12 protein-coding genes are annotated in these 18,984 nt (G+C 69.9%); 5 read left to right on the top strand and 7 right to left on the bottom strand.

Annotation, left to right across the window (positions count from 1 at the left end; translation table 11 throughout):
• Positions 1-41 precede the first annotated feature (41 nt).
• Positions 42-2,897 carry a discoidin domain-containing protein gene (locus F4556_RS19885; protein WP_184918026.1) on the top strand — a complete coding sequence of 952 codons (2,856 nt, stop codon included), beginning with the start codon at positions 42-44 and terminating at the stop codon, positions 2,895-2,897.
• Between the two features lie 58 nt (positions 2,898-2,955).
• Here F4556_RS19885 and F4556_RS19880 read toward each other — a convergent pair whose 3' ends face one another.
• The 6 genes from F4556_RS19880 to F4556_RS19855 all read right to left on the bottom strand — a co-directional run bounded on the left by F4556_RS19880 (position 2,956) and on the right by F4556_RS19855 (position 13,501).
• The gene (locus F4556_RS19880) at positions 2,956-3,969 is read right to left on the bottom strand and encodes a LacI family DNA-binding transcriptional regulator (RefSeq protein ID WP_221503655.1); all 1,014 of its coding nucleotides are present in this window, start codon (positions 3,967-3,969) and stop codon (positions 2,956-2,958) included.
• A 157-nt stretch (positions 3,970-4,126) separates the two neighbouring features.
• The gene (locus F4556_RS19875; RefSeq protein WP_184924845.1) at positions 4,127-8,338 is read right to left on the bottom strand and encodes a galactose-binding domain-containing protein; all 4,212 of its coding nucleotides are present in this window, start codon (positions 8,336-8,338) and stop codon (positions 4,127-4,129) included.
• A 181-nt stretch (positions 8,339-8,519) separates the two neighbouring features.
• A complete protein-coding gene (locus F4556_RS19870; protein WP_184918020.1) occupies positions 8,520-10,145 on the bottom strand; it encodes a glycoside hydrolase family 13 protein in 1,626 nt (541 codons plus the stop codon).
• A gap of 73 nt (positions 10,146-10,218) precedes the next feature.
• Entirely contained in the window at positions 10,219-11,103 is an 885-nt protein-coding gene (locus F4556_RS19865) for a carbohydrate ABC transporter permease (protein WP_184918016.1), read from the bottom strand.
• A gap of 3 nt (positions 11,104-11,106) precedes the next feature.
• Complete coding sequence (locus tag F4556_RS19860; RefSeq protein ID WP_184918013.1) at positions 11,107-12,030, bottom strand: carbohydrate ABC transporter permease; 924 nt, start codon at positions 12,028-12,030, stop codon at positions 11,107-11,109.
• Between the two features lie 73 nt (positions 12,031-12,103).
• Positions 12,104-13,501, bottom strand: a complete 1,398-nt coding sequence (locus F4556_RS19855) for an extracellular solute-binding protein (protein WP_184918010.1) — start codon at positions 13,499-13,501, stop codon at positions 12,104-12,106.
• A 193-nt stretch (positions 13,502-13,694) separates the two neighbouring features.
• Between F4556_RS19855 and F4556_RS19850 the strand changes: the two genes are divergently transcribed.
• Positions 13,695-14,204, top strand: a complete 510-nt coding sequence (locus F4556_RS19850; RefSeq protein ID WP_313068369.1) for a SigE family RNA polymerase sigma factor — start codon at positions 13,695-13,697, stop codon at positions 14,202-14,204.
• Positions 14,201-14,995, top strand: a complete 795-nt coding sequence (locus F4556_RS19845) for a hypothetical protein (RefSeq protein ID WP_184918004.1) — start codon at positions 14,201-14,203, stop codon at positions 14,993-14,995. Before F4556_RS19850 ends, F4556_RS19845 begins: the two co-directional genes overlap by 4 nt.
• 22 nt (positions 14,996-15,017) lie before the next feature.
• Here the strand turns inward: F4556_RS19845 and F4556_RS19840 are convergent, their stop codons facing one another.
• Positions 15,018-15,509, bottom strand: coding sequence for an Lrp/AsnC family transcriptional regulator (locus tag F4556_RS19840; RefSeq protein ID WP_313068368.1), 492 nt, complete (start codon positions 15,507-15,509; stop codon positions 15,018-15,020).
• A 112-nt stretch (positions 15,510-15,621) separates the two neighbouring features.
• Here F4556_RS19840 and F4556_RS19835 point away from each other — a divergent pair, with 112 nt between their 5' ends.
• Complete coding sequence (locus tag F4556_RS19835; RefSeq protein ID WP_184917999.1) at positions 15,622-17,250, top strand: PLP-dependent aminotransferase family protein; 1,629 nt, start codon at positions 15,622-15,624, stop codon at positions 17,248-17,250.
• 107 nt (positions 17,251-17,357) lie between these two features.
• Positions 17,358-18,956, top strand: a complete 1,599-nt coding sequence (locus F4556_RS19830) for an SNIPE associated domain-containing protein (protein ID WP_184917996.1) — start codon at positions 17,358-17,360, stop codon at positions 18,954-18,956.
• Positions 18,957-18,984: the final 28 nt, after the last annotated feature.

Below are 18,984 nucleotides of genomic sequence, written 5' to 3'. Positions count from 1 at the left end.
GCCGTTCCACCCACGCGACCAGCAAGGAAGTGCATCCCCCCATGCAGCCACCCCCGCTCCGCCGCCTGCGCGCCCCGCTCGCCGTGCTGACGGCCGCCGCACTGAGCTCCGCCGCCCTGCTCGGCCTGACCGCCCAGTCCGCACACGCCGCCGCCGTACCGACCCTGTCCCCGCTGGACGTCACCGGCCGGGGTGCCACCGTGCCGTTCAAGGAGCAGGAGGCCGAGTACGCGGCCACCAACGGCACCGTGATCGGCCCCGAGCGGCGCTACGGCACCCTCCCCTCGGAGGCCTCCGGTCGACAGGCCGTCACGCTCAACTCCACCGGCCAGTACGTGGAGTTCACCCTCACCGCGCCCGCCAACGCGATGAGCTTCCGGTACAGCCTGCCGGACACCGCCGACGGCAAGGGGCGGACCGCCTCGATCGACCTGCTGGTCAACGGGTCGAAGCTGAAGGACCTGCCGGTCACCTCCAAGTACGGCTGGTACTACGGGGGTTACCCGTTCAACAACAACCCCGGCGACACCAATCCGCACCACTTCTACGACGAGACCCGGACCATGTTCGGCTCCACCCTGCCCGCCGGGGCGAAGGTCCGGCTTCAGGTCTCCTCCACCGCGCAGTCGCCCAGCTTCACCGTCGACCTGGCCGACTTCGAGCAGGTCGCCGCCCCGATAGCCAAGCCCGCCGGGGCACTTGACGTGGTGACGGACTTCGGCGCCGACCCGAGCGGGGCCACCGACTCGACCGCGAAGTTCCAGGCGGCGGTCAACGCCGGTCAGGCGCAGGGGAAGACGGTCTTCATCCCGCAGGGGAACTTCACCCTCTACGACCACGTGGTGGTGGACGGCGTCACGCTGGCCGGGGCCGGGCCCTGGTACAGCGTGCTCGGCGGGCGCGACCCGGTGAACCGGAACCGGGCGGCCGGCATCTACGGCAAGTACGTACCCGGCGGCGGCTACGGCGGCGCGGTGCGACCGCATGAGGCGAACGGCCCGAGCCGGAACGTCACGCTCAAAGACTTCGCCATCATCGGGGACATCCAGGAGCGGATCGACGACGACCAGGTGAACGCCATCGGCGGCGCGATGAGCAACTCGGTGGTCGACAACCTGTGGATCCAGCACACCAAGGTGGCCGCCTGGATGGACGGCCCGATGGACCGCTTCACCATCCGCAACAGCCGGATCCTGGACCAGACCGCCGACGGCGTGAACTTCCACACCGGCGTCACCAACTCGTCCGTCACCAACACCTTCGTCCGCAACACCGGTGACGACGGCCTGGCCTCCTGGCCGGAGCGGGTGCCGAACGTGGGCGACAGCTTCACCCACAACACGGTCGTGCTGCCGATCCTGGCCAACAACGTCGTCACGTACGGCGGCAAGGACTTCACCATCTCGGACAACGTGATGGCGGACACCATCAGCAACGGCGGCGGCCTGCACATCGCCAACCGCTACCCGGGCGTCAGTTCGGGCTACGGCACCGCCGTCGCGGGCACCATCACCGCCGCCCGGAACACCCTGATCCGGACCGGAAACAGCGACTACAACTGGAACTTCGGGGTCGGCGCGGTCTGGTTCAGCGGCCTCAACGAGGCGATCAGCGGCGCGGCCATCAACATCACCGACAGCGACATCCTGGACAGCTCGTACGAGGCGATCCAGACCATCGAGGGCGCGGCCGGCGGGATCAGCTTCACCAACGTGAACATCGACGGCGCGGGCACCTACGCGATCCAGGCGCAGGCCAACGCGAGCATGAAGTTCACCAACGTGACGGCGAAGAACATCGCGCAGTCCGCCACCCCGACCCACAACTGCGTCGGCACCGGCTTCGTGATCACCGACGGCGGCGGCAATTCCGGCTGGTCGGGCTCGACCTGCTCGGGTGTCTGGCCCGACCCGAAGTTCACCTACGGCGGGCGGCCGTCCAACGGCACTCCGCCCTCGCCCTCGCCTTCCCCTTCACCCTCCGACTCCCCGTCCCCGTCGCCCAGTCCGTCCCCCTCGACCTCCACGCCGCCGGTCTGCGCGCCGAGCGCGACCGCGACCAGCAGCAACCAGAACTACGGCGCGGCCAACGCGATCGACGGCAACGCGGCCAGCTACTGGGAGAGCGCCAACAACGCCTTCCCGCAGTCGCTCACGGTCGACCGCTGCACCGCCGCCAACGTGAACGGCGTCCAGCTCAGGCTGCCGGCCGGCTGGGAGGCCAGGACCGAGACCCTGAGCGTCACGGGCTCCACCGACGGCACCACCTTCACCGAGCTGGCCTCCTCGCGGGGCGTCCTGCTCGACCCGGCCTCCGGCAACACCGCCACCGTCAACTTCCCTTCCACCAGCGCCCGTTGGATCCGCGTCACGGTCACCGGCAACACCGGCTGGCCCGCCGCCCAGCTCTCCGAGCTGACCGTACTCACCGGCGGCACCCCGACCACCCCGCCCACCACCACTCCCCCGAGCACCCCGCCCGCCAACCCGAACCTGCTCGCGGGCCGGACCCTCACCGCGACCAGCAGCGTGGACGTCTACGTCCCGTCCCGGGCCAACGACGGTGACCCGAACAGCTACTGGGAGAGCGCCAACAACGCCTTCCCGCAGTCGCTGAGCGCCGACCTCGGCAGCCAGTCCACCGTGGGCCGCCTGGTGCTCCGACTGCCGGCCGGGTGGGGCGCGCGGACCGAGACGCTCTCGGTGCTCACCAGCACCGACGGCAGCAGCTGGACCACCGTGAAGGCTTCGGCGGGCTACGGCTTCGACCCGGCCACCGGCAACACCGTCACGGTCAGCTTCCCCGGCGCCGCCGCCCGCCACCTGCGGCTGACCTTCACCGGCAACACCGGCTGGCCCGCCGCCCAACTCTCCGACCTCCAGGCGTACGCCTCCTGACCCACCGAGCGCGAAAGCCCTGACACCCCCTCGGGTGTCAGGGCTTTCCGACGTGCGGTCAGCCGCGCGAGCGCGGCGGCGCGGTCGAGCCGCGCACCACCAGCTCGGGCTCGAACAGCAGCTCGTCGTGGGTGATCTTGGCGCCGCCGATCTCCCCGGCCAGCAGGTCCACCGCCGCCCGGCCCATCGCCTCGATCGGCTGCCGCACGGTGGTCAGCGGCGGGTCGGTGCAGTTCATGAAGGACGAGTCGTCGTACCCGATCACCGACACGTCGTCCGGCACCGAGAGCCCGGCCCGGCGGACCGCCCGGACCGCCCCCAGCGCCAGCGGGTCGCTCGCGCAGATGATGCCGGTCACCTCCTGCCGGAGCAGCCTGGTGGTGGCCGCCTGGCCGCCCTCCAGGGTGAACAGCGCCCGCTCCACGTGCTGGTCCGGCAGCTCCAGGCCGGCCTTGGCGGCCGCCACCCGGGCCGCCGCCAGCTTGCGCTGGGACGGCACGTGGTCGCTCGGGCCGAGCACCAGGCCGATCTTCCGGTGCCCCAACTGCCGCAGGTGGCCGATGGACTGCTCCACCGCCACCGCGTCGTCGCAGGAGACCCGGGCGAAGTCCAGGCCGTCGATGGCCGCGTTCAGCAGCACGGTGGGCAGGCTGCGCTCGGCCAGCCGCTCGTAGTGCTCGTGGGCCGCGTCCGCCTGGGCGTAGAGACCGCCGAAGAAGACCACCCCGGAGACCTGCTGGGAGAGCAGCAGGTCCACGTAGTCGGCCTCGGAGACGCCGCCCGCGGTCTGGGTGCAGAGCACCGGGGTGAACCCCTGGCCGGCCAGCGCGCCGCCGACCACCTCGGCGAAGGCCGGGAAGATCGGGTTCTGCAGCTCCGGCATCACCATGCCGACCAACCGGGCCCGCTCACCGCGGAGTTGGGTGGGCCGCTCGTAGCCGAGCACGTCCAGCGCCGTCAGCACCGCCGCCCTGGTCGCCTCGGAGACGCCGGGCTTCTCGTTCAGCACCCGGCTGACCGTGGCCTCGCTGACCCCGACCTTCTGCGCCACCTGGGCAAGTCGTCGTGTCATGCCGCGAGTGTACGTCTTCGGACGCAAGGTTTTTGCGCTTTCTTGCGCGGTGGGCGACATGCTCTTTCCGGACATCACGGTCCTTTCCCGGGCAGCCGAAAGTGCCGCCGGGAGGTCAGGACTCCCGGCGGCACCGCTCTCGGTGGGTGTTACGGGGTTACGGGTTGACGGTCAGGGTGAAGGTGGAGGTGGTGTTCCGGATGTTCTGGAAGTTCCCGCTCAGCCGCAGGTTGTTGAAGACCGCGCTGCCGACCGCCGGGCCCTGACCGGCCTCGGCCGCCTCGTTGACCCAGATCCCGAAGCCCGACTTGGCGTCGTACGCGTCACCGCTCTTCTGCGCCCCGCTGATCGAGACGTTGGTGAACACGGTGTCCTTGACCGGGAACTGCGGCTGACCGCCCACGTAGTTCGTCTGGAACATGATGCCGTGGTAGGTCGGGTCGACGATGTCCACGTCGCTCACCCGGATGCCCTGGAACACCTTCGAGGCCGAGAAGACCCAGATGCCGGGGAAGGTCTGCGAGCCCCAGAAGTGGCCACCCGCCCGGACGATGGAGATGTTCTGCAGGTTGGTCGGGTCGGTCCCGAAGCCGTTCATCGGGTACCCGAAGTCCAGTGAGCTGATGGTGATGCCCGAGTAGACCAGGGTGTCGGCGATGTGGATGTTGCGGAAGGTGTTGGCGTACCCGCCGTACACCGCCACACCGGCCGCCCGCCAGGTGAGGATCGAGGTCAGGTTCTCGAAGACGTTGTTCTTCTCGTCCGCCCCGCCCGCGTCGATCGCGGAGAACAGCGCGAAGGAGTCGTCCCCGGTGGCCCGGGCCTCGTTGTTGCTGATCAGGTTGTCCGTGCTGCCGTTGGTCATGTTGATGCCGTCGGCGAAGGTGTCCCGGATCCGGGAGTTCTTGATCACCATCGAATCGGTGTTGGCGCCCCAGTACAGGCAGACCATGTGCTCGACCCAGATGTTGTCGATCACCGTGTTGGCCACGTTGGAGAAGTCGAAGACCTTGCCGGGGCCGTCGATCCGCGAGGTGTAGTTGCCGAAGTAGGCGAAGCCCGCGAAGGTCGAGCCGTTGGCGCTGGCCTCGGAGCGGAAGCCGACGTCGGTGTTGGACTGGGTGTCCGGGGCGTGGAACCGGGTGAACCAGGGGCCCGCACCGATCACCTTGACGGCCTTGCCGTAGACCTGGAACTTGCCGGCGGTCTGGTAGTCACCGGTCGGCAGGTAGACGCCGACCAGCGTGCCGGTGGTGTCCATCCGGACCTTGTCCAGGGCGTTCTGCACGTCCTGGTGGGTGAAGCCGGCCGGGACGGTGTAGTGCGCCGGGTCCGGGTTCGGGGTCGCGGTGGCCTGCTCCAGGCTGACGAAGTCGATCGCGTACTGCGAGGTGTTGCCCGCGTCCTTCTGCAGCTTGATCTTGCTGCCCGCCGGGACGGTGGTGCCGAGCAGCACGTTCGCCTCGTCGTAGATGTGCCGCGGGCCGCCCGCGCCGGGCGAGTTGCCCGGACCGGTCTCACTCCCGTACAGCCAGGCGTACTTGGAGGTCAGGTCGATGGTCTTCAGGAAACTGCCGTTGACGTACACGCTCAGCGTCGAGTTGATCCCGTCGCCGCCCGCCGCGTCCGGGATGGAGAACCGGGTGACCAGGGTGTTGGTCGGCGCCTTGGTGGTGAACTCGACCGAGGCACCGGTGGAGTTGAGCGTCACCGCACGACGGCCGCTGGCCTCGCCGGCCAGGTCGCCGACGGTCCGGTTCGGGCCGACCAGCGAGGCGCCGACGGCCAGCACGCCGTCCTCGGCCTCGTACGTGTCGTACGGCATGTTGGCGCCGCGGCCGACGAACAGCGACTGGCTGCTGGTGTTGTTGGCCTGCTTGACCGGCAGTTCGTTGGCGTCGTTGGCGATCACCGTCTGCACGGTGTACTTGCCGTTGCCCGCCGTCCAACTGCCCAGGCCGACCGGGGCGGTGGTGGCACCGGCCGCGATCGCGCCGGTGTAGGAGCCGGTCAGTGTCTTGACCACCGCACCGCTCTGGTCCGCCACGGTGAGCGTGATGCCGTGCGCACCCGCGGCCGAGGCCACCGTGCCCTGGTTCTTCAGTGCCACCGAGAAGGTGACGGCGTTGCCAGTGGCCGGGTTGCCGGGCGACCAGCTGACCGGGGCCGCCACCAGGTCCGAGCTGGCGACCTGACTGACCACCAGGGCGGCCGGGGCGGTGTAGCTGTTGTTGGTCTCGTCCCGCTCGACCACGGTGTTGGCCGGGTCGACCTTGGCGCTCACCTGGTAGCTGCCGGCGTTCTGCGCCCCGGCGTTGACCGAGACGGTGCCGGTGGCACCGGCGGCCAGCGCGCCGACCTGCGCGGTGCCGACCTTGGTCGACCCGAGGAACAGGTCCACGGCGGTGGCGGCCGAGGGCAGCGTGCCGACGTTCTTGACGGTGGCGGCCAGCGTGACGGCGTCGGTCTCCACCGGGTTGGCCGGGGTGGCGGTGGTGCCGGTGACGGTGAGGTCCGGGTTCGGCGCCGGGGTGCCGATCACCTGGAACTCGGCCACCTGGCCGCCGCCCGCACCGGAGTTGGCGGTGATCCGCAGCTGGACGTCGGCCGCGGTGGCACCGACCGGGATGGCCACCGTGTTGCCGGAGGCCGGGTCGAACGAGTAGCTCTTCGCGGCCACCAGGCTGGAGACCCCACTCGCGCCCTGGTCACGGCCGAGCACCTCGATGGTCTGGGTCCGCGCGCCCCAGGCCGCGGCCGGGTTGAGCTTGACCACCACGGAGTCCACCGCGGCGTTCGAACCGAGCTGCACCGTCAGCGTGCCGGGCTGCCCGTTGGCCTCCCAGTAGGTGGCGGTGTCGTTGTCGTTGGCGTTGGCCGCGACGAAGGTGAAGACCGAGGAGGAGGCGGTGATCGCCTTGCCCGCCGCCAGGTTGGTGCCGCCGGTGCTGCCGCTGCGCAGCACGGTGTTGCTGCTCGCCGACTGGTTGCCCGCCGCGTCCTTTGCCTTGACGTAGTACGAGACGGTGGCGCTGTCCGGCTGGCTGTCGGTGTACGTCAGCACACTGCCGCCGACACTGGTCCGCAGCACCCCGTTGGCGTACACGTCGTAGCCGGTGACACCCACGTTGTCGGTGGCGGCGTTCCAGGTCAGCTTGATCTGACCCGAACTCGGCTGACCGTACGCCAGGTTGGCGGGCACGGACGGCGCCTGGGTGTCCCCGGTCGCGCCGGTACGGGTGACGGTGTTGCTGTTCCCGGACTGGTTGCCCGCCGCGTCCTTGGCCCGGACGAAGTACGACACGGTGGCACTGTCGGGCCGGGTGTCGGTGTAGGCCAGCACGTTGCCGCCGACGCTGGTGAGCAGCTCGCCGTTGGCGAAGATGTCGTAGCCGGTGACACCCGTGTTGTCGGTGGCGGCGTCCCAGGTCAGCTTGATCTGACCCGAACTCGGCTGACCGTATGCCAGGTTGGCGGGCGCGGACGGCGCCTGGGTGTCCCCGGTGGTCGGCCCGTACGCCTCCAGCTCGGCCAGCTGGGCGGCCGGCCAGGCCGTGTTGGCGGTGACGTTCAGCCGGATGTACCGGGTGGTCGCGGTGCCGAAGTCGACGGTCACGGCGTTGCCGGTGGCCGGATCGAAGACGTAGCCGGTGGAGGTGGCCAGGTCGGTGAAGTCGGTGCCGTTGGAGCTGCCCTGGACCGCGAGCGTCTGGGTGCGCTTCTCCCAGCCCGCCGGGAGCTTGAGCACCAGCTTGTTCACCGCGACCGAGGCGCCCAGGTCGAGCTGGATCCACTGCGGCAGCGCGTTGTTGGCGCTCTCCCAGTAGCTCGACTGGGAGCCGTCGTTGGCGTTGTTCGCGGTGTAGGTCTGGCTGTAGCTGCTCGCGGTGAGGTTGCGGCCCTGGGCCAGGTTGGCGCTGGTGCCGGTCGCGCCGTGCACCTCGAGCTCGGAGATCTGGGCGGCGGGCCAGCCGGTGTTGGCGCTGATCGCCAGCCGGACGAACCGGGTGGTGGCGGCCGGGAAGCCGATCTTCACGGTGTTCGCGGCACCCGGATCGAAGCTGTAGCCCGCCGAGTTGGTCAGGGTGCTGAAACTGGTGCCGTCCGCGCTGCCCTGGACGGCCAGGGTCTCGGTGCGGCTGCCCCAGGCGGCGGGCAGCTTGAGCACCACCTCGTCCACGCTGGCGGCGGTGCCCAGGTCGACCTGGACCCACTGCGGGAGGCTGCCGTTGCTGCTCTCCCAGTAGGTGGACTGGTTGCCGTCGTTGATGTTGCCGACGGCCTGGCCGCCGGTGGAGCTGCTGGCCGCGACGGCCTTGCCGGCCGCCAGGTTGGGGCCACCGGCCGCCGAGGCGGTGGTGGGCAGCATCGGGCCCGCCAGGGCGAGCAGGCTGATGGTGGCCGCGGTGGCCACCAGCCGGGGGATCGGAGCTCGGGTTCTCACGGTTTCCTCTGTCTCGTCGTCCGAACGATGGGTGGGGGTGAGGAGTGGGGGTGAGGAGTGGGGGAACCTTGCCGGGCGGGTGGCGACCGGGCCATCAGCGGTCCCCTCAGTGGCTGCGCAGCCAGACGGCGGTGTCGGCGGGCAGCAGCCCGCCTTCGGTGAGCGGCCCGCTGGCCAGCAGGACCGGCTGCCCCGGGGGCAGCAGGACGGGCTCGGGCCCGAAGTTGACCACGCACCGGAAGTCGGTCCCGCGCCGGAACGCGAGCACCTCCGACGGGCTGCGCAGCCACTCGAACTTGTCGCCGCGCAGCGCCACTTCGGCCCGGCGCAGCCCGAGCGCGGTGCGGTAGAGGGTGAGCATCGAGTCAGCCCGGGCCGACTGGGCCTCGACCGTGAGGTCGGCCCAGTCGGCCGGCTGCGGGAGCCAGGGCTCGGCCGGAGCCTGGCTGAACCCGTACGGGGGTCGGTCGCCCGACCAGGGGAGCGGCACCCGGCAGCCGTCCCGGCCGGGGTCGGTGCCGCCGGAGCGCAGGTGCATCGGGTCCTGCAGCCGGTCCAGCGGCAGGTCCTCGACCTCGGGCAGGCCGAGCTCCTCGCCCTGGTACAGGTAGACCGCACCGGGCAGGGCCAGTGAGAGCAGGGCCGCCGCGCGGGCCCGGCGGCGGCCGAGCCCGGGGTCGGTGGGGGTGCCGAAGGTCTTGCTGGCGAAGTCGAAGCGGGTGTCCCGGCGGCCGTACCTGGTCACCGTCCGGGTCACGTCGTGGTTGCACAGCACCCAGGTGGCCGGGGCGCCGACCGGGGCGTGCAGGGCGAGCGTGCCGTCGATCGACTCGCGCAGGGCGCGGGCCTCCCAGGGGCGGGCCAGGAAGTCGAAGTTGAACGCGGTGTGCAGCTCGTCCGGCCGCAGGTAGCGGGCGAACCGTTCGGCGTCCGGCAGCCAGACCTCGCCGACCAGGATCCGCTCGCCCGGGTACTCGTCCGCGATCGCCCGCCAGGAGCGGTAGATGCCGTGCAGCTCCTCCCGGTCGGTGAACGGGTGCGGGTCGCGGCCCTTGACGAAGTCCGGCAGCGCCGGGTCCTTGGCCAGCAGCGCGGCCGAGTCGATCCGCACCCCCGCCGCGCCCCGGTCGAACCAGAACCGGAGGATCTCCTCGTGCTCCGAACGCACCAGCGGGTGCGCCCAGTTGAGGTCGGGCTGCTGGGTGGCGAACAGGTGCAGGTACCACTCGCCGTCCGGCAGCCTGGTCCACGGGCAGCCGCCGAACTCCGACACCCAGTCGTTCGGCGGCAGCTCGCCGCTCTCCCCCCGGCCGGGCCTGAAGTGGAACAGCTCGCGCTCCGGACTGCCCGGCGCCGCCGCCAACGCCCGCCGGAACCACGGATGTTGGTCCGACACGTGGTTGGGGACGATGTCCACCACGGTACGGATGCCGAGGCCGAGCGCCTCGGCGATCAGCTTCTCGGCCTCGTCCAGGGTGCCGAACAGCGGGTCGACGCCCCGGTAGTCGGCCACGTCGTAGCCGCCGTCGGCCATCGGCGAGGGGTACCAGGGGTTGAACCAGACCGCGTCGATGCCGAGTTCGGCCAGATAGGGCAGTCGGGCGCGGACCCCGGCCAGGTCTCCGGTGCCGTCACCGTCGCCGTCGGCGAAGCTGCGCGGGTACACCTGGTAGATCGCCGCGTCGCGCCACCAGTCCGGGTGCTCGGAGGGGAGCCGGGATTGCTGTCCCACGGTGGGGGTCCTTTCGGGTCGGCGCCCGTGCTCGGCTCCGGTCGGCCCTGCGGTCTCAGCCCTTCAGTCGGGCTCAGCCCTTCAGTCCGCCGGAGGTGAGCCCGGACATGATGTTGCGTTGGAAGATCAGGAAGAAGACCACGGTCGGCACCGAGGCGATCGCCAGCGCGGCGATGATCACGTTCTGCGGCACGCCCATCGAGAGCGACTTGATGCCGATGTTGAGCGTCTGGTTGGCCGGATCCGGCTGGACCAGCATCGGCCAGAGGAAGTCCTTCCAGACGTTGACCACCGCGAAGATCGACACCACCCCGAGGATCGGCCGCGACATCGGCAGCACGATCGAGCACAGCGCCCGGAACGGGGAGGCCCCGTCGATCGCGGCCGCCGCCATCAGGTCCTCCGGGATGGAGTCGAAGAACCGCTTCAGCAGGAAGATGTTGAAGGCGTTCGCCACCGTCGGCAGCCAGATCGCCCACGGCGTGTTGACCAGGTTGACGTGCAGCAGCGGCAGATCGAGCACGGTCAGGTACTGCGGCACGATCAGCACCGCCGCCGGGATCATCAGGGTCGCCAGCATCATGCCGAGGATCAGGTTCCCCAGCACCGGCCGCAGCTTGGACAGCGCGTACGCCGCCGCCACGTCGAACAACAGCTGGAGGGCGAGCGCCCCGAAGGCGTAGTACAGCGTGTTGAACAGCAGCCGCCCCATGCCGAGTTGGCGCCAGGCGGTGGCGTAGGTGTCGGGGTGCAGCTCGGCCGGGAACAACGTCGGCGGGTTCTGGATCACCTCGGCGGTGGACTTCAGCCCACCGGTCACCAGCCAGTACAGCGGCCCGAGGAAGACCACGGTGAAGCCGGCCACGGTCAGCACCAGCACGGTCCGGTACAGCAACCTGCCGCGCGGACGGTCGAGTTGGGTCTGCGAGATCAGCGTCCGGGTCAGCGGCTCGTCCATGGTCTAGTCAGCCTTCCGGGACAGGCGCACGTACAGGGCGGAGAATCCGGCCAGCACGACGAGCATGATCAGGCCGAGCGCCGAGGCGGCGCCGTAGTTGTTGAAGTTGAAGGCGTACTGGTAGACGAGGTAGACCACCGTGGTGGTGGACCCCTGCGGCCCGTTGCCGCCGGTCAGCAGGAAGGGTTCGACGAACACCTGCATGGTGGCGACCACTTGGAGCAGCAACAGCAGCGAGAGGATCAGCCGGGTCTGCGGGATGGTGACGTGCCAGACCCGGCGCCACAGGCCGGCCCCGTCCAGCTCGGCCGCCTCGTACAGCTCACCGGGGATGCCCTGCAGGGCCGCCAGGTAGATCAGCGTGGCGCCGCCCATGTTCATCCAGGTGGACGCGATCACCACCGAGAGCATCGCGGTGTCCGGCGAGTTGAGCCAGGCCGAGGTGGGCAGGTGCAGAGCGCGCAGGATGCTGTTGAACAGCCCGAAGTCCGGGTCGTAGAAGTACTTGAAGAGCAGCACCGAGGCGACCGGCGGCATCATCACCGGCAGGTACACCAGGATCCGCAGGTACGACTTGGCGTGCCGGAGCTCGTTCAGCAGCACGGCGACGAAGAACGGCACCGCGAAGCCGAGCACCAGCGCCAGCAGCGTGAACAGCAGGGTGTTCCGCCAGGCCTGCCAGAACGCCGGGTCCTGGAGCAGCTGGTCGATGTTGTCCAGCCCGACCCAACTGGTCTTCCCCCGCTTGGTCTTCTGGAAGCTCATCACCACTTCACGGACCATCGGGTACCAGGTGAAGAAGCCGAAGCAGAGCAGGGCGCCGAACAGGAAGCCGTGCGCGGTGAGGTTCTGACGGACCTTCCGCCACAGCCTTCCTTCGTGGGTGGTGGGTCTGGCCGCCTTCCCGGCGACACTGATCGCTGCCATCGCTTCGTTCTCCCGCTGGATCGTCGGTACTCCCCCGGCGGGGGCCGGCCCGGCGGCCGGCCCCCGGGGTCCGCTACTGGAGGCTGGCCAGCACCTGGTTGACCTGGGTCTCCGCGTCGGCGAGCAGCTTGGCGACGTCGGCGTTCCTGTCCGTCAGCACCGCCGAGACCGGGTTGTCCAGCACCTTGTAGATCTGCTGCGCGTTGGCCGGCTCGGTCTTGCCGGGCACCGCGACGGCCAGGTACGGCGCGTAGTTCTGCACCGGCACGGTGGCGCTGGCTGCCTTCGCCTTGTTGTCCGCTGCCAGGCTCGCGCCGGTGAAGAAGAACGGCTGCGGCAGGCCGACCGGCAGCCCGTCGGTCTTGGTCCGCGCGTAGTCGAACTGGCCCTTGCCGAGGGTCAGGTACTTGAAGTTGATCCAGGCGATGCCCGCCTTGATCTGGTCCGGGCTGGACCCCTTCTTGAACATGTAGTCGTTGCCGCCGAGCAGCGCCGCCTTGGCCCCGGGCATCGGCCCCATGCCGTACGCCTCGTAGTCGCCCTTGAGCGTCTGCACCATGTACGTGATGTCGTCCGGCGCGCCGACGTACATGCCGAGCTTGTCGGCCGCCATCTGGGTCATCAGGTCGGGCCACTTGAGGCTCTGCGCGGCGCCCATGGTGTTGTCGGTCCAGCGCATGTCGTACAGGTTCTGCAGGACCTGCTTGCCCTCGGCCGTGTTGAACGCGGCCTTCTTGCCGTCGTCGCTCACCATCTTGCCGCCCAGGCCGTACAGTTCGGCCGTGTAGTGCCAGCCGCCCTGGTTGGTCGCGCTGTACTCGCCGTACCCGTTCACCCCGTTGCCGAGCGCCGCGATCTTCTTCGCCGACTCCCGGATCTCCGCCCAGGTGGCCGGCGGCTTCTCCGGGTCGAGGCCCGCCTGCTTGAACAGCTTGCGGTTGTACAGCAGGCCCATCTTGTAGTTCGAGGTCGGCAGGCCGTAGAGCTTGCCGCCGTCCTTGAGGGTGGCCAGTACCGACGGGTCGATGTCCTTCAGCGCCGGGACGGTGGTCTCGTTGACGTACGCGCTGATGTCCTCGGCACCGTCCGCGTCCAGCACCTGGTTGAGGTCGGTGAAGTAGGTGTAGAAGACGTCGGTCTGCGTCTTGCCCTTGAGCTGGGCGGTGAACGGCGCCGCCTCCTCGCAGGGCGAGGCGTCCTTGCTCTTGATCGTCACGTTCGGGTACAGCTTGCCGAACGCCGCGACGTCCTGGTCCCACTGCTTGCGCTCCGCCGCCTTGGTCACCGGCGGCTGGCAGTCCACGCTGACGGTCACCTTCGCCGCCGGGTCCAGCGTCGCCGACCCGCTGCCCTTCGCTGCCCCGTCACCTCCGCCCGTACCACCCGAACTGCCGCAGGCGGCAAGGGACATGCTCATCCCGGCGGCCACGGCGACAACGACGGATCTACGGACGAGCCCAGTTCTGCTCATGACGGAGGAACCCTTCTGCGGGCATGGGTGGGTTGGGTGCCGCAGTGCTGAGTGCTTCTCCCGGCGGCTCCGTCACTTAACCACTGCTCGACAGATGACCACAAGATGTCGACAGGATTTCGCAAAAAGACGACTGCATTCTGCCGTAGGTGAGCCCGACAACCTTTCACCACCGCTCGCGCGTCTGTCCCTCGTGAGTCGAGAAACCGAGGACGCCGCGTACGCGGACTTCGTCGAGGCCGCCTGGCACCGACACCTGCGCACCGCGACACTGCTGACAGGCGACCGGCACCGCGCCGAAGAGCTGCTCCAGGACTGCCTGGTCAAGCTCTACGTCCGCTGGCGCCGGGCAGCCACCGACGATCCGCACGCCTACCTGCGGCGGATGCTGGCCAACAACCACGTCAGCTGGTGGCGCCGGCGGCGGCGGGAACTGCTCACCGCCGACCTGCCCGAGAGCGCCGCCCGGCCCGTGGACCCGCTCGGCGGCCGGATCGACGAGCTGGACGAACTCCAGCTCGCCCTGCGCGCACTGCCCGAACGCCAGCGCGCCGTGGTCGTCCTGCGTCACTTCGAGGACCTGTCGGAGAAGGCCACCGCCGCCGCCCTGGGCTGCTCGGTCGGCACCGTGAAGAGCCAGAACGCCCGGGCGATGGCCCGGCTGCGCACCACCCTGCTAGCGAACCAGGAGACCACGCCGTGACCGAGGACGACGGACGGATGTCGCACGCCCTGCACGCCCTGACGGACCGTCAGGTGCCCACCGGGCCCGTACCGTTGGCGCAGCTGCTGCGCCGCGGCCGACGCGCCCGACGCCTGCGGACCCTCACCGGCACCGCCGCCGGAGCGGGCGGCCTCGCCCTGGTCTGCGCGGCGACCCTCGCCCTCGTCCCCGGCACCACGGTCCAGCCACCCCCGCCCTCGGCCGCCCGGAGCGCACCGGCCACGCCGTCGGCCGCGCCGTCGGTTGTGGCGACCACCGCCACACCTCCGGTGCCGGCGAGTACGGCCCAGCTCCTGGAACTGCTCCGCTCGAAGCTGCCCACCAACCTGCAGCTGAGCAACCCCTGGCAGCTCGACCGTACTTCGGGGTTCCCCTTCAAGCAGTTGACGGCCGCCTACACCGCGTCGGACGGCACCGGCACGGGCACCGTCAGGATCGAGGTCGGCCGCACGCGCCCGTCAGCGGACGGGACGGTACGTCCCGCCCCGTGCGACATCCCGGGATGCACCGTCACCACGCAGCCCGACGGTGCCTTCCTGACGCTCTACCTGCCCCCCCGAGCCGCAGGTGGCGAACAGGACTGGCAGGCCACCCTGCTACGACCCGACGGGACCCTGGTGCTGATCAGTGCCGGCAACATCCCGGGCCCGGGGTCCGACCGGAAGACGCCCTACCCGAACCCGCCGCTGCTGACCGGGGCGCAGCTGTCCGCCCTCGCCCTCGACCCGGTCTGGGGCCAGGTGGCGGCCGCCCTGCCCGCCGCCTCCTGACCCTCGCCTTCCGGCCCTCGCCTCACAGCTCCGGCGTCAGGTGCCGGCGGCCGGCGATCTGCTCGAAGATCAGGTTGGTCCGGGTCTGGGCCACCGCCGGGTGGGTGGTGAGGTGGTCCACCACGAAGTCGCGCAGCGCGTCGGGGTGCGCGAGCGCGACATGCAGCAGGTAGTCGTCCGAACCGGCCATGTGGAACACCGCCACCACACCCGGCATGTCGGGAGCCGTGTCGCGGAAACTCTCGTTCTGCTCCCGGGTGTGCGCCCGGAGCCGGACCGAGATCATCGCCTGCAACGGCAGCCCGATCGCGGCGGGCGCGATCTCCGCCCGGAACCCGCGGATCACCCCACGCTCGCGCAGCGCCCGCACCCGGGCCAGACAGGTCGACGGGGCTATCCCCACCGCCTCGGCGAGCGCGTTGTTCGGCGTGCGGGCGTTGTCGACCAGGATCCGCAGGATGGCGCGGTCCACGTCGTCGAGGGGCGCCCGGTGGGCGTGAGAATAGTTCGGCACAGCGCACAGGTTCGCCCACCGTTCCGACGATCCACAAGGTTTCGGCGGCTGATTCCGAATCTTGTTCGGACGGCTTCCCCCGTCACCGTCACAGGTTCCATCCTGAGCTCCCATGAGCCGAACCCTCCTCGACGGACCCGCCCTCCTCCCCGCCCAGGCCCCGACCGAGGAGCCGGACTCCGCCGACTTCGCCCTGCCCACCGCCGGCCTGAGCGACGGACAGCGCCTGCGCGCCCTCGACCGGCTGGACGGCTACCTGACCAGGAAGCGCCGCAACCTGCTCGGCTACCAGGCCACCCAGGAGATGGGCGGCTGCGCCTTCGACCTCGGCCGGTTCATGCAGCACAACATCAACAACCTCGGCGACCCGTTCCAGAGCGGCGGCTACAAGCCGAACACCAAGGTCGTCGAACGTGCGGTGCTCGACTACTACGCCGCCCTCTGGCACGCGAACGGACCGCACGACCCGGCCGACCCGGAGTCGTACTGGGGCTACGTCCTCTCCATGGGCTCGACCGAGGGCAACATGTACGCGCTCTGGAACGCCCGCGACTACCTGACCGGCAAAGAACTCATCCAGCCTTCCACCTCCTCCCTCCCACCTGCCCCCGTCAACCCCAACTCCCGCCACCCGGTGGCGTTCTACTCCGAGGACACTCACTATTCCTTCGCCAAGGCGGTCCGCGTCCTGGGCGTCGACACCTTCCACGCGGTGGGCACCGAGCAGTACCCCGGCGAGTGCCCGCTCGACCGGGACTGGCCCACCGAAGTCCCCTCCCGCAGCGGCCCCTCCGGCCACTCCTGGGACGGCACCGGCGAGATCGACATCGACGCCCTGGTCGTCCTGGTCGAGTTCTTCGCCGCCAAGGGCCACCCGATCTTCATCAGCCTGAACCTCGGCAGCACCTTCAAGGGCGCCCACGACGACGTCCGCACCGCCTGCGAACGCCTGCTCCCGGTCTTCGAACGCCACGGCCTGATCCAGGGTCAGGTCACCCACGGCCGCGACCCGCACACCGGCGAACCCCTGACCGACCTGCGCCGCCGCTTCTGGATCCACGTCGACGGCGCCCTCGGCGCCGGCTACGCCCCGTTCGTCCGGATGGCCACCGCGGACCCCACCCACGGCTGGACCCCCGACACCGACCTCCCCGAGTTCGACTTCGGCCTCACCCTCCCCACCCGCGAGCACGGCGACCTCGACATGGTCTCCTCCATCGCCATGAGCGGCCACAAGTGGCCCGGCGCCCCCTGGCCCTGCGGCATCTACATGACCAAGGTCAAGTACCAGATCACCCCGCCGTCCCAACCCGACTACACCGGCGCCCCCGACACCACCTTCGCCGGCTCACGCAACGGCTTCTCCCCCCTGATCCTCTGGGACCACCTCTCCCGCCACTCCCACCAGGACCAGATAGACCGCATCCGCCGAGCCCAACACCTCGCCGCCTACCTGGAACACCAACTCCACGCCCTGGAGCTCTCCCACAACCTCACCCTTTGGCCCGCCCGCACCCCGGGCGCCATCACCGTCCGCTTCCGCACCCCCAGCCCCGCCCTGGTAGAGAAGTGGTCCCTCTCCTCCCAGGACGTCCTCACCACCCCCGGCGACGAATCCACCCGCCGCAGCTACGCCCACGTCTTCCTGATGTCCTCCGTCGACCGCCCCAAGCTCGACGCCCTCCTCCACGACCTGGCCCACGACCGGGTCATCCTCGGCGCCGCGTCCGCGGAAGGCTGACCGACCGGCCACAGTCCCCTCCGAACTGCCCGGATCTGCCCGGGACACGCATCATGTAAGTGGCGGACATGTTCCGATCCCCTGCCCCTTCCCGAAGGGTGCGTGTCATGGCCTACCGCTTCAATCCACCGCCGTCGTGGCCGCAGCCACCACCCGGGTGGGTACCTCCACAGGGGTGGCAACCCGACCCGGCACTGCCTCCGGCACCCCCTGGCTGGAAGTGGTGGACGGAACTCCCCGATGGCTCGGAGGCCGCATCTGCGTCCCGTCCCAGCGAGCCTCCAGCTGCGACGGGTGCAGCCGGCAACCCGTTCGGGCGGCGCCGTAGGCAGGCCGAAGCCGACGCCGAGCAGGTGCGCACCGAGAACGCCCGGCTGACGGCGGAGGTGGAGAGCCTGCAGGCCCAACTGACCCGGCTCTGGGGACTCGACGCCGTCCAGCTGGCAGCCGAGACCGAGAGGCTCCGATCCGTTCATCAGCGGCTGAGCGAGCAAACCGCGCTGGAACGAGCGGCATGGGCAGCCGACGCAGCCTGTCAGGACGATCTGCTGCTGGAGAAGACCGAAAGGGCCTCGGAGCAGCTCGGTTCGGAACTGGCCTCAGCACGGCACCAGCGGGACGAGGCGCTGCGGGAGGCCGAACAGGCCGAACGACAACTCCGGCACGCACGGCAGGGCATCGTCCTCACGGAAGATGTGGCGATGCTTCAGGAAGTCGGGATCTACGCGTATCGGCACCGGCTGGAGGACGCGGTCGCGTACAAAGCCGTGCTCGCGGACCTGAAGGACTCCGTCAGCACGATGGCACGGAGCGGACAGGCCGTGCTGTCCGCCACCAACTGGCAGGTCAACGGGTCCGTCGCCGAGGGCCGCAAGATGGTGCGGGACTTCTCCAAGCTGCTGCTGCGTGCATACAACGCTGAAGTCGACTACGCAGTACGGAGCATGCGCCCGCACCGGCTGGAGTCCCTGGTCGACCGGCTGGAGAAGTCCCGGCAGACCATCGCCCGGCTCGGCGCGACCATGCAGATCCGGATCAGCGACCCGTACCACCGCCTGCGGGTACGCGAGTTGGAGCTGACGGCTGACTACCTCGCCAAGCAGGAGGCGGAGAAAGAGTACCGCCGGGAGTTGCGCGCACAGCAGCGCGAGGAGGAGGCACTGAACCGCGAGATCGAACGCGAGCGGGCCCGGCTGGACAAGGAGCGCAGCCACCACCTGAGCGCCCTCCAGCGACTACGTGCCTCCGGTGCACTGGCGAATCCGGCATCCATCGACGACCTAGAGTCCAAACTCGCCGAGATCGACGCTGCCCTCCAGGCCGTCGACTACCGGGAGGCGAACATCCGGGCCGGCTACGTCTATGTGATCTCCAACATCGGCGCCTTCGGCGAGCACATGGTGAAGATCGGGATGACCCGGCGGCTGGAACCCATGGACCGGGTGAACGAGCTGGGCGACGCATCGGTCCCGTTCCGCTTCGACGTACACGCGCTGATCTTCAGCGCGGATGCCGTGGGCCTAGAACGCCGCCTGCACCAGGAGTTCGATGCCAGCAGGGTGAACCGCATCAACCTGCGCCGAGAGTTCTTCTACGTCACCCCCGCCGAAGTCCGCACCGCCCTGGAACGCTTCGCCGGCGAGCACCTGCTGGAGTTCCACGAGGAGGCCGATGCCCCCGAGTGGAGAGCGAGCGGCGCGGCCTAGGACGCGGCCTCGCCTCTGGCGCAGTGCC

Origin of the sequence: Kitasatospora gansuensis (assembly GCF_014203705.1) — a bacterium.
GTDB lineage: Bacteria > Actinomycetota > Actinomycetes > Streptomycetales > Streptomycetaceae > Kitasatospora > Kitasatospora gansuensis.
The sequence above is the reverse complement of the archived record's forward strand: the minus strand, read 5'-3'. Positions and strand labels throughout refer to the sequence as shown.

What these genes read in the sequence shown, in the direction of transcription:
- F4556_RS19885 (WP_184918026.1), top strand. Translation starts at nt 42, where the DNA reads ATGCAGCCACCCCCGCTCCGCCGCCTGCGCGCCCCGCTCGCCGTGCTG.
- F4556_RS19860 (WP_184918013.1), bottom strand. Translation starts at nt 12,030, where the DNA reads ATGGCAGCGATCAGTGTCGCCGGGAAGGCGGCCAGACCCACCACCCAC.
- F4556_RS19830 (WP_184917996.1), top strand. Translation starts at nt 17,358, where the DNA reads ATGGCCTACCGCTTCAATCCACCGCCGTCGTGGCCGCAGCCACCACCC.
- F4556_RS19865 (WP_184918016.1), bottom strand. Translation starts at nt 11,103, where the DNA reads ATGGACGAGCCGCTGACCCGGACGCTGATCTCGCAGACCCAACTCGAC.
- F4556_RS19880 (WP_221503655.1), bottom strand. Translation starts at nt 3,969, where the DNA reads ATGACACGACGACTTGCCCAGGTGGCGCAGAAGGTCGGGGTCAGCGAG.
- F4556_RS19835 (WP_184917999.1), top strand. Translation starts at nt 15,622, where the DNA reads ATGAGCCGAACCCTCCTCGACGGACCCGCCCTCCTCCCCGCCCAGGCC.
- F4556_RS19855 (WP_184918010.1), bottom strand. Translation starts at nt 13,501, where the DNA reads ATGAGCAGAACTGGGCTCGTCCGTAGATCCGTCGTTGTCGCCGTGGCC.
- F4556_RS19875 (WP_184924845.1), bottom strand. Translation starts at nt 8,338, where the DNA reads ATGCTGCCCACCACCGCCTCGGCGGCCGGTGGCCCCAACCTGGCGGCC.